This window comes from Sporosarcina aquimarina, assembly GCF_019748715.1.
GTDB classification, from domain to species: Bacteria; Bacillota; Bacilli; order Bacillales_A; family Planococcaceae; genus Sporosarcina; species Sporosarcina newyorkensis.
In genome coordinates this window covers 23,757-34,477 of sequence record NZ_JACLBZ010000042.1, presented here as the reverse complement: position 1 = coordinate 34,477, position 10,721 = coordinate 23,757, and the positions used below count along the sequence as shown (strand labels likewise).

Annotated in this window: 10 protein-coding genes and 1 riboswitch; of the genes, 5 read left to right on the top strand and 5 right to left on the bottom strand. The window is 42.9% G+C overall.

The window, feature by feature from the left end; translation table 11 throughout:
- Positions 1-180: 180 nt before the first annotated feature.
- The 4 genes from desA to dsdA all read left to right on the top strand — a co-directional run bounded on the left by desA (position 181) and on the right by dsdA (position 4,547).
- A complete protein-coding gene (gene desA, locus H7J92_RS17375; protein ID WP_078818650.1) occupies positions 181-1,227 on the top strand; it encodes a Delta(5) desaturase DesA in 1,047 nt (348 codons plus the stop codon).
- Between the two features lie 239 nt (positions 1,228-1,466).
- Positions 1,467-2,594 (top strand): sensor histidine kinase, encoded by a 1,128-nt coding sequence (locus H7J92_RS17370; RefSeq protein WP_078818649.1) that lies wholly within the window; start codon positions 1,467-1,469, stop codon positions 2,592-2,594.
- A 6-nt stretch (positions 2,595-2,600) separates the two neighbouring features.
- Positions 2,601-3,212: a response regulator transcription factor gene (locus tag H7J92_RS17365; protein ID WP_078818648.1), complete on the top strand. Its 612-nt coding sequence runs from the start codon at positions 2,601-2,603 to the stop codon at positions 3,210-3,212.
- A gap of 24 nt (positions 3,213-3,236) precedes the next feature.
- Positions 3,237-4,547, top strand: coding sequence for a D-serine ammonia-lyase (gene dsdA, locus H7J92_RS17360; RefSeq protein WP_221838265.1), 1,311 nt, complete (start codon positions 3,237-3,239; stop codon positions 4,545-4,547).
- 110 nt (positions 4,548-4,657) lie between these two features.
- On the opposite strand, the gene thiE is transcribed toward dsdA, so the two are convergent.
- The 3 genes from thiE to thiM are packed head-to-tail and all read right to left on the bottom strand — an operon-like array spanning position 4,658 to position 6,935.
- Positions 4,658-5,326, bottom strand: a complete 669-nt coding sequence (gene thiE / locus H7J92_RS17355; RefSeq protein WP_221838262.1) for a thiamine phosphate synthase — start codon at positions 5,324-5,326, stop codon at positions 4,658-4,660.
- A complete protein-coding gene (thiD, locus tag H7J92_RS17350; protein ID WP_078818645.1) occupies positions 5,326-6,141 on the bottom strand; it encodes a bifunctional hydroxymethylpyrimidine kinase/phosphomethylpyrimidine kinase in 816 nt (271 codons plus the stop codon). The genes thiE and thiD overlap by 1 nt, the downstream gene beginning before the upstream one ends.
- Before the next feature lie 23 nt (positions 6,142-6,164).
- Positions 6,165-6,935 carry a hydroxyethylthiazole kinase gene (gene thiM, locus H7J92_RS17345; protein ID WP_221838260.1) on the bottom strand — a complete coding sequence of 257 codons (771 nt, stop codon included), beginning with the start codon at positions 6,933-6,935 and terminating at the stop codon, positions 6,165-6,167.
- Positions 6,936-6,996: 61 nt separating this feature from the next.
- Positions 6,997-7,101, bottom strand: a riboswitch (TPP riboswitch).
- A 193-nt stretch (positions 7,102-7,294) separates the two neighbouring features.
- Here thiM and H7J92_RS17340 point away from each other — a divergent pair.
- Positions 7,295-8,491 (top strand): DUF3238 domain-containing protein, encoded by a 1,197-nt coding sequence (locus H7J92_RS17340; protein WP_221838259.1) that lies wholly within the window; start codon positions 7,295-7,297, stop codon positions 8,489-8,491.
- A gap of 31 nt (positions 8,492-8,522) precedes the next feature.
- Here H7J92_RS17340 and H7J92_RS17335 read toward each other — a convergent pair whose 3' ends face one another.
- Positions 8,523-9,926: an ATP-binding protein gene (locus H7J92_RS17335; RefSeq protein WP_221838257.1), complete on the bottom strand. Its 1,404-nt coding sequence runs from the start codon at positions 9,924-9,926 to the stop codon at positions 8,523-8,525.
- Complete coding sequence (locus H7J92_RS17330; protein WP_221838255.1) at positions 9,923-10,618, bottom strand: response regulator transcription factor; 696 nt, start codon at positions 10,616-10,618, stop codon at positions 9,923-9,925. The genes H7J92_RS17335 and H7J92_RS17330 overlap by 4 nt, the downstream gene beginning before the upstream one ends.
- Positions 10,619-10,721: the final 103 nt, after the last annotated feature.

The window sequence follows — 10,721 nt, the reverse complement described above, 5'->3', positions numbered from 1 at the left end:
ATTTTGAACTCTAACTTTTGGGGTGCACGTCACAAAGGAGTACGCTTTTTAGTTTAGGATTTTATCAAAATTCGATATGACATTTGTCATCTCAAAGTCATGACATATATGTCTACCCCTCCTTGCCGATAAAAGTTATTCTTAAGTCACTAGCAATCCCATTAGGAGGGAAAACAAAACATGAGTAAAGAGAAAACGAAGCAGTTGCATAAAGATGTCGCGCCTTTCGCGAAATCTGACTTGAAGAAAAGTACTATTCAGTTGCTGAACACGATACCACCTGTTTTTATTTTATGGTTCTTGGCATATCAAAGCTTGAAAGTTTCTGTTGTTTTGGCAATCGCCGTCTCAATCGTGGCTGCATTCTTCGTAGTCCGCACGTTTATTATCTTTCATGACTGTACGCACGGTTCATTCTTCCGCAATAAAAAAGCGAATAATATTGTTGGAACAATCACTGGCGTCCTGACATTATTTCCTTATGAAAAGTGGAAAAGAGAGCACTCTATCCACCACGCGACTAGTTCGAACTTGGACAAACGCGGAGTAGGCGATATTTGGGTAATGACAGTGGAAGAATATGCACAAGCTTCTAAATGGGAACGTCTTGGCTATCGTTTCTATCGTAATCCTCTTGTATTGTTTGGATTAGGACCATTGTATTTAGTTTTGATCGCAGGTCGTTTTAATCGCAAAGATGCGCGTAAGAAAGAGCGTATAAACACGTATCTGATTAATGTAATTCTTGTGTTGGTGTACAGCGGATTGATTTGGCTCATTGGCTGGCAGGCATTTCTGTTGATTCAAGGAGTGATGATGTTCACGGCTGCTATGCTTGGGATTTGGCTGTTCTACATTCAGCACACATTCGAAGATTCTTATTTTGAAGAGGAATCTGACTGGGACTATGTAAAAGCTGCTGTAGAAGGTAGTTCTTATTATCAATTGCCACGTGTTCTACAATGGGCGACGGGGAACATTGGTTTCCACCACGTGCATCATTTAGCTCCACGTGTACCAAATTACAACCTTGAAATGGCGCATGAATTGACACCGCCATTGCATAATGCAACTACGATCACATTGAAAACTAGCTTGGAGTCATTACGCTACCGTTTGTACGATCCAGCTAATAAAACATTCATTACATTTAAAGAAGCAAAACAATCTATAACAAAAAACAAGTTAGCGATTGATCTAAAACCGAAACGCACGCGACTTGAGTGAATTGGCGAGAGAAGGATTTCCTTCTCCGCCTTTTTTATCTTTAATCAGCCGGTGTTCAAACGTTTGCTGAACGGGGAACTCAGGCTAAGGCCACTACATGCTGTGCCAGCGCCTGCATGATCAACATCCTGTTGATCTAAGCCTGCAGCCAATGTCACGGATTTGGAGAAAATAGGTGCAATGGGCGAAGAACAGAAATATTTGTTACAATGAAATGAAAAGGACGGCGATGAGACCCTATGCGCAGCTGGTATAGTATTTTTCCGAAAAGCCCATGGCTCAGCATTTATGCATGGGTTGTATTTTGTATACTACCTTTCTTCTATATTTTAAGAAGCGCTTCACCCGTGGATTTAACGATCGGGGTGACGCTGTTAGTATTCTTTTTCCTCTCCTACTATTTTTCCGTGAAATCTAAGAGCGGTCTCATGTATATGTGGATAAGCTTTGAAATCGTAATTACGGTACTGATGACTTTATTGTTCGGTTATGTATATTTATCGATTTTCATTGCATTTTTCATTGGGAATATCCGCAATACTGTTGGGTTTTTCATTATTTACGGTCTACATATTGCCATTTTAATCGGTGCAATCGTGGCAGGTTTTTTCATCGAGATTGATCTATTTCTTCCGCAAATCCATTTTATTATTATCTCAGTAATCGGTGTCGTGTTACTGCCTTTTAATTTATACAATCGTCAGAAACGCGATCGACTGCAAGATCAGCTCGAAGTAGCAAGACAACGTATTTCAGAGTTGACTATTGTCCAAGAACGTGAGCGAATTGCAAGGGATCTTCATGATACGCTTGGCCAGAAACTGTCCATGATCGGATTGAAAAGTGATCTGGCTGTACGTTTGATGGAACGAGACACTAAAGCTGCTGCAACAGAAATTCACGATATTCGACAAATCTCCAGCACTGCTTTAAAAGAAGTCCGTGTACTAGTTAGCGGTATGCGCCGTGTAAAGTTGAAAGATGAGCTAGTCCGTGTCAGGCAATTATTGAAAGCGGCAGAAATCGAACTCGAACTGGAAGGAGATCCGAACTTTCCAGACATGTCGCCCATTGTGGAAAATGTATTGGTTATGTGCTTAAAAGAAGCGATTAATAATGTCGTCAAACATAGCTATGCGAAATATTGTTGCATCGTTTTTGAGCGAACGGAAAAAGAGTTTACGATTAGTGTAAAGGATAATGGAATTGGGATAGCACAAAATGGCGTAAATCTTCCGGGGAACGGTCTCGATGGTATGGAAGAACGTCTGGAATTTGTAAATGGCAGTTTGTCTATAACTAGTCGGGAAGGGACACAGGTTATGATCACTGTTCCAGCTGTCTTAAAACAAATAAAGGAAGGGTGATAGATTATGATCCGCATTGTAATAGCAGAAGATCAAGGGATGATGCTCGGTGCATTAGGGTCGTTACTCAATTTAGAAGAAGATATGGATGTAGTCGGAATGGCCAAAAATGGTCAAGAAGCAGTGGACTTGGTTAAAGAGCTACAACCTGATATTTGCATCATGGATATTGAAATGCCGATCAAGACAGGCTTAGACGCTGCAGAAGAGCTGCAAGATGAAGAGTGTCAGATCATCATATTGACGACGTTTGCAAGAACGGGATATTTTGAGCGGGCACGAAATGCGGGTGTCAGAGGGTATTTGCTGAAGGATAATCCCATTGAAGAGCTTGTGAAGTCGATTCATTCTATCATCAAAGGGCGTAGAATTTATGCTCCCGAATTAATCGATCTGGCTTTTGACATGAAAGATGATGAAAAAAATCCATTGACAGAACGTGAATGTCAAGTGTTGAAACTGGTATCCGAAGGAAAAACAACGAAACAGATAGCAGGAGAATTGTTTTTGTCCCCTGGCACTGTTCGCAATTATATATCGACTATATTGGATAAATTAGGCGTGCGAAATCGTATTGAAGCCATCTCGATGTTTCAAGAAAAGGGTTGGTTCAAATAATTACTAAAAGGAGCGAATGATGGAATGAAGAATCTTGCACAAAGTGAATGGCTGGCTAAGCAGCCTTTATTGGAACAAGTAATGGAGAAGAAGGAAATCTTATGGCGCAACCCATTAGTAGAACCTATTAAGACAGCTCTTAATCATACAAAGCTTTCAAAAGAAGATGTGGAAGATGCACGTCTAAGGTTGGCAAGATTCGCTCCTTACTTGGAAAGGGTGTTTCCAGATACCGCTGCAAATCAGGGCATTATTGAATCGCCATTAACTCCTATTCCTAATATGAAGCACGTACTTGAACAATCTTATGCAATCGACATTCCGGGTCAGCTATTATTAAAACAAGATAACGCCTTACCTATTTCGGGTTCTATAAAGGCTAGAGGCGGTATTTATGAAGTCCTGAAGCATGCAGAAACATTAGCAATTGAACATCAATTGCTAAATGCTGAAGAAGACTATAGTCAATTCGATGAACCGGCATTTCGTCAGTTGTTTGCAAACCATAAAATCGCTGTTGGATCGACAGGGAATTTGGGACTCAGTATTGGCATCATGAGTGCGAAACTCGGTTTTGACGTCACGGTGCATATGTCAGCAGACGCAAAGCCGTGGAAAAAAGATTTATTGCGTTCTAAAGGTGTCCATGTCGTAGAATATGAAGATGATTACAGCAAAGCTGTGGAAGAAGGCCGACGCCAAGCGGAAGCAGATCCAACATGTCACTTTGTAGATGATGAAAACTCAACGGATCTTTTCATGGGATACGCGGTTGCAGGTGAGCGTGTAGCCGTCCAGCTGAAAGAACAAAATATTAGGGTCGACGGGGAGCATCCTCTTTTTGTTTACTTACCTTGTGGAGTAGGCGGTGGACCTGGCGGTGTCGCATTCGGATTGAAACTTGTATTTGGAGATCATGTACATTGCCTGTTTGCAGAGCCAACCCATTCTCCGTGTATGATGATTGGCATGATGACAGGATTACACGATCAAATTTCAGTTGCTGATTTTGGCTTGGATAATAAAACAGCGGCTGATGGATTAGCAGTTGGAACAGCCTCAGCTTTTGTCGGAAAAACAGTGGAACCTTTCTTAGCAGGCTGCTATACAGTAGAAGATCGTACTTTGTTCAAATTATTAAAAGAGTTAGCAGACAGTGAAGATATTTGGCTAGAACCATCTGCACTCGCAGGGATGACAGGTCCTATACAAACTATACAGTCGGATATCTCTTCAGCAAATTCTCCGAAAGCTACACACCTTGTATGGTCTACGGGTGGAAACATGGTACCGGAAGAGGAAATGAAGAGCTACTACGAGCAAGCGAAGAAGTAATTATTCGTTTAATTTCCCGGGAAATCGACAAATGTTTCTCGGTATGTCGATAAAAGAGCTATGGAGAAAAATTCTCCATAGCTCTTTTGGGTGCAAAAGATATATAAAATTTAATTTTTAATGGCTCGTATTGATTCAGAAAAGGTTTGCGTTGCTGCTGAAGGGTTTTCAGCAGATGCGATAGAAGAAATCACTGCGATGCCATCCGCGCCTGCATGCAAAGCGGGACCGAAGTTCGCCAAAGAAATACCCCCGATCCCTACAATCGGCATATCAGGAAAAGCTGTATGGATTTCCTTAATAAGCGCAGGGCCAACGACAGCAGAGGCATCTAGTTTGGTCGCTGTCGGATAGATCGGACCAATGCCTACATAGTCAGCACCGATTGCTTGAGCAAGCTGTACTTCTTCTGCGTTATGGGTAGAGACACCTAGCCATTTACTTGGACCGATTCGCGTTCGGACAATGCCAGCTTGCTCGTCGTCTTGGCCAACGTGGACGCCGTCTGCATTAATGGCCAAGGCAAGATCCACATCATCATTAATGATAAAAGGAATATGGTACTGACGACATAATACCTGACATTTTTTCGCGAAACCGACCAATGCCTCTCCTTTCAAAGCATTCTCGCCTTTTTCGCGCAACTGGAAGCAAGTAATACCCCCACGAAGAGCTGCCTCTAAGATGTCCAGCGTTTCTTGCTCCCCATTCGTTGCAGTATTTGGGGTACCCATCACAAAATAAAGACTCAAAGCTTTTCTCACTTCTGCATTCCGCATTAGTGCATCTCCTTCTTTAAACGATTATATGCCCAGTGGTTCGTCGGTCCATGCCCAGAACCAATGCGTAGACTGTCTTCGATCGCAGCTTGGATAAATTGTTTTGCTTCTGCAACGGCATCTGACAAGGAATAGCCTTTTGCGATAAAACCGGTTAAAGCAGCTGCAAACGTACAGCCTGTACCATGGGTATCTTTTGTTTGTACCCAAGGCGTTGTCATGGTGAAAGATTGACCTTCACAATCAGCGTAATAATCTTTTGCTTCGAGCACATCGTTGCGGTGGCCGCCCTTCATAATGACGGCTCTTGCACCTAGCTCGATGATGATTTGCGCCGCTTCTTGAATATCCTCATCCGTTACAATCTTCATGCCTGTTAGTACTTCGGCTTCCGGAATGTTGGGCGTAATAATAGTGGCAATTGGGATTAAATTTTCCTTCATCGCTTGGACCGCTTCTTGCAGTAATAATGATTGACCACCTTTGGCAATCATGACAGGATCAATCACGAGAGGAATCGGCGGGTATTCTTCCAATAAAGAAGCAATAGCCATTATAATTTCTGTAGAAAATAGCATACCTGTTTTACAGGCTTTCACTTCAAAATCATCCAGTACAGCGCGTACTTGAGCTACTACGCCTTCTACTGGTACTGGATAAACACCATGAACGCCTTGTGTGTTTTGGGCGGTAATGGCAGTAAGTGCGGATGTGCCAAATACACCGAGCTCTTGAAACGTTTTTAGATCGGCTTGGATTCCAGCACCGCCACCGCTGTCTGAACCGGCAATAGTCAATGCTACTTTTACTGTCAATGAAAAAACCCCCTTACTCGTAGTTATACTAAGTACGTTTTGGTTTTGCGATCCAATGTATATAATGCATTCAAAAAGTTCATAGCAAAATCACCTGGCCCATGAGAAACTTTGGCCGCTTCTTCGCCTGCACGTTTATAAAATGCGAGTGCCGCCGCTGCTGCTTCTAAAGGACGTTCGCTCCCGATTGATAAGAATGCTCCTACTACGGAACTGAGTAAACAACCTGTACCCGTAATATTCGTCATCATAGGGTGTCCCCCAGTAATGGATAACGTGGAATGGCCGTCAGTAACGATATCAATTTCTCCAGATACAGCCACTAAGCATGCATATTTCAAGGCAACGATTTTTGCGATTCCCTCTACGTCGGCTTGTCCTTCTCCTGCATCTACGCCTTTTGCATTCCAGGGGATGTCTGCGATAGCAGCCAATTCTCCGACATTACATCGAAGCATAGTAACATCCACTTCATCTAAGATTTGCAGTACACAAGCTTTTCGGAAGGGAGTCGCGCCTGCACCGACCGGGTCCAGCACAACAGGTTTTCCCGCTGCGCGGGCACTGTTGCCTGACAAAATCATTGCATCTACTGTTTGTTGCTTCAACGTCCCGATATTCAGAATGCTACAATCGGCAACTTTTGCGATATCCTTTGCTTCTTCTATTGCATCAGCCATTACAGGAGAGGCTCCGATAGCTAATAGACCATTCGCTTGAAAATTCGCTACTACGATATTCGTAATGCAATGAACCAGTGGTTGTTCCTTGCGAAGTTGGTGAATAAGCGGCATGTTTCTCTTCCTCTCTATAAAGGTATATATACAAAAAGCCCATTCGAAATGGGCTGTTGGGTACGATAACTACCCACTTCCCTTCGCTAGTATGACTAGATCAGGTTCCAAGGGTTTGCGGTAAATGCATCTCAGCCCATTAAACCGGGCTCCCCTAGTGGTGAATATGAATCAGACATATTGATTGTAGCATATATTTACAGAAGGATAAAACGATACTGGGATGAGCAGAATGAATTGTATAAAAATGATAGATAACACATAGAAGAAGTAGGTAAACACATATGCCCAATGTTGCATAAGTGTCTGAAATGAAACAGTCGATTGATATGAAATGAATAAAAAGGAGCAGATGAAAAATGGAGCCATTATTCGAAGTTCAAAGTATGAAGCATTCATTGGGGGAGCTATCGTTTGTTTGGAGTGATACAGGAGGGTACTATAGGGTCTATAAAAATGAACGGCAGTTGTATGAAGGGACTGTTGCTGAATTTACTGACGGAGAACTCGATTCAAGACACCCATTTCAATATACGATTGAACGTGTAAAAGACGAAAAAGTAGAAGACGTCATAGTGATTCAAACATCTGCTTTAACGAGCAGGGTGGAAGACGAACATCCTCTACAACGTTTGGTCATCACAACAATTGCGGCTTCGTCACAAATTGCTTTGTCTTGGGAGCGAATTAAAGGCGTAGAAAAATACGATATTTACCGTAATGGAATATATCTCGATACCGTAGAGAATAACCGCTTCATCGATCGAGAATCAAGCATGTCCGAGGCGGTTACATATAGTGTTTTGGGTACTCGTCCACTAATTGACAGCAATCAGCAAATGAATGTCAGTAAGTCGATCGTATCGAAAGCATTTGAAGTAGTGATGCCGCCTAGTTCAGAGAACAAGCCGACGGAGGAAAGCTATACGTTTTCAATACGAGTGAATTGTCGGGATCACTTATTGCAACCGGTGGCAAAGCGTAAAAAGGTGCTAGAAATAGATCGGTGGAAGTTTCGCTATACTACATTTTTAAAAGAAGATATCCTGAAAAATCCTAATCTCTTGTCTCCGTTGCCATACTTCGCTGGTGATGACCGGGATTTCGACCCAGAAGGGAAAAGTTATCGGACGCGAGTGGATATGCGAGGTGAATTCAATATTGAAGAAAGCTCGCTTCAATTTACGAAGGCTGTCGGTCCATCTATTGGCATGAATTATTTGAAACGCTATAAGCGTCATGGTCATGCATCGTTAGAAGATATTGAAATCAAACGTTTGGAAGGGAAGCCGTCAGAAATCAATTTTGAGATAGTGCATGATGTCGGGAATCCACTGACAGTTTCTCCACCCATCCATTATGAAGTGAAGGGTCATCTGGATTGTGGAGGAAATATCGATTTGGTTGGTTATCATAACGACGCTCCTCATCATGAGATCTATCTATCGCTTGGTGACGGTGATTGGTGGACTATACGTCAGTCGGAAAGCGAAGGGCTGGCATACTTATCAGGTGTCTTAGGTGATGATTATTGGCGTTATATGACGTGTAATTAATCACGAAAAGCCGCTATGTGAGCGGCTTTTTTTATTTTGGCAATCTAATCGTAAAGAGAGCACCTTTGCCTTTTTCACTCTGTACATCGATCACGCCCTCGTGTAGTAGGACAAGCTGTTTGACGATTGAAAGACCAAGCCCAAATTCACCGTACGGCGTGGAAGTTCTTGAAATGATAGCTTTATAAAAACGATCCCAAATTTGTTCGATTTCAGCGGGGTTCATGCCGATTCCCGTATCTGCGATTTCGATAATCGTTTCTTTCTCGTTTTCCTTGGCAATTAGAGTAATCGTCCCGTTTTCACAAAATTGGATACTGTTTTTGGTGATATTGATGAAAATTTGCATGAGCCGGTCGTAATCTGCAAAGACAGACAGCTGATCGGATGCATTGACTATAATGGTATTTCCACGTTCAGCTGCTGCATGTTCAAGTTGGTCGGCAGTCATTTCAAGGAGTTCTTTCAGAGGAAGTCTCTGCTTATTCAATTGAATTTGATTGGCACGGATCTTTTCGTAATCCAAGTTTTCGTTGACGAGTCGAATCAGTCGTTTCGATTCATTCTGTGCCAACTGCAGTGCTTTATCTTGTTCATCTTCAGAAATCATTCGCTCACGCAACCCTTCGATCACTCCGCGAATCGTGGTAAGAGGTGTTCGCAGTTCATGGGAGACATCCGCCATGAACTGCCGTCTGCGTTTTTCAAGTGTGTCGATTTCCTTCATTGAAGTCTCAAGTTTGTCGGTCATTTCATTGAAATCCCTAGATAATTCGCCAATCTCATCAAATTCTGATGACGGGACACGAACGGTATAATCACCGCCTGCCACAGCGGCTGCGGCTCGGCGCAACCTTTGGATCCGCCGCACATGAATCATCGACAACAAGCCACTCAGCAATAGGGCTAGAAGTACAGCTGCGCCTGTCGCATAGAGGACGTAGTGATTCATTTGAGAAATAATGGCGCGTGACCCTGTAATAGGGGAGGTCAGTAATACACCGCCGCCAAACTGCTGTCTTTCAAAATACGGCAACAGGACAAAGGTGACTGCTTCATCAAATCGTTTGAATTCTTGTTTGACAGTTACCGTTTGACCATTTTGCAAAGCATGCCATTCCTCTTGATTGAGTTCAATTAAAGGTGATTTCAGTCCAGTGGAATAAACGATAGAAGAGTGTTCGTCAAATAAACTATATTGAATGGCACGGGTGTCCAAGACATGGCCGTAGGTCTTCAAAATTCCATTCGATCCGCGAGTGCTTTGTCTAAGGTCAGTTAGGATCGCTTGACCGTACGTCTTAAGTTCATCTGTTTTCTGCTCGTAGACGACTGTCTCCAAGTAATGTGTCAGCGATAAGCTGAGCACGAGTACAGTGATGAGGATAACACTGAAGTGGCTGAGCAATTGTTGATAAAAGGTTTTGATCTTCACTGGTTCGTCACAACACTTTCGTCGAATCGATAGCCTACTCCCCAGACAGTATGGAAAAATGGGTGTTCAGGCAGCGACAGCTTCGAACGGAGTCGTTTAATATGAACATCTACCGTACGATCATCACCATAGAAGTCATATCCCCACACCTGATCGAGCAGTTGGTCACGTGTGAAGACCTGTTTAGGATGTCGAATGAAAAAATAAAGTAAATCAAATTCCTTGGGCGTCAAATTGGTGACCAAGCTGTCTTGTACCCATACTTCGCGTGTATTGGGGTTCAGTCGGAAATAGGAGGTATGGATTGGAACCGCATCATCCTGTACCTTTGGTGTATATCGGCGTGTCACTGCTTTAATTCGTGCCATCAAGGCGAGAGGGCTGAACGGTTTCGTGACATAATCATCAACCCCCATCTCAAAGCCGAGCACTTGATCCGCTTCTCCATCTTTTGCAGTCAGCATAATGATTGGCACTTCAATTCCGCGCTCCCTCAGTTTGTGGCAAATCGTTAAACCATCAAGATCCGGCAGCATCCAATCAATGATGAGGCAGTCCCATGCAGAAGAGATCGCCCGTTCATAACCGTCCAACCCGTTTGCTTCAAACGCCCCTTCGATGCCTTCCTTTTCAAAGAATAATCTAATCATGGAAGAGACACTGTCATTGTCCTCAATCACCAGAATCTTCATTGTACGACCTCCTTGCATCTTTGTATCTAAAAATAGTACGAAAACGTGGAAAATGCAATGAAGAGTATTTTGGCCGCGTGTTTGTCTGTAGTGCTATAAACAA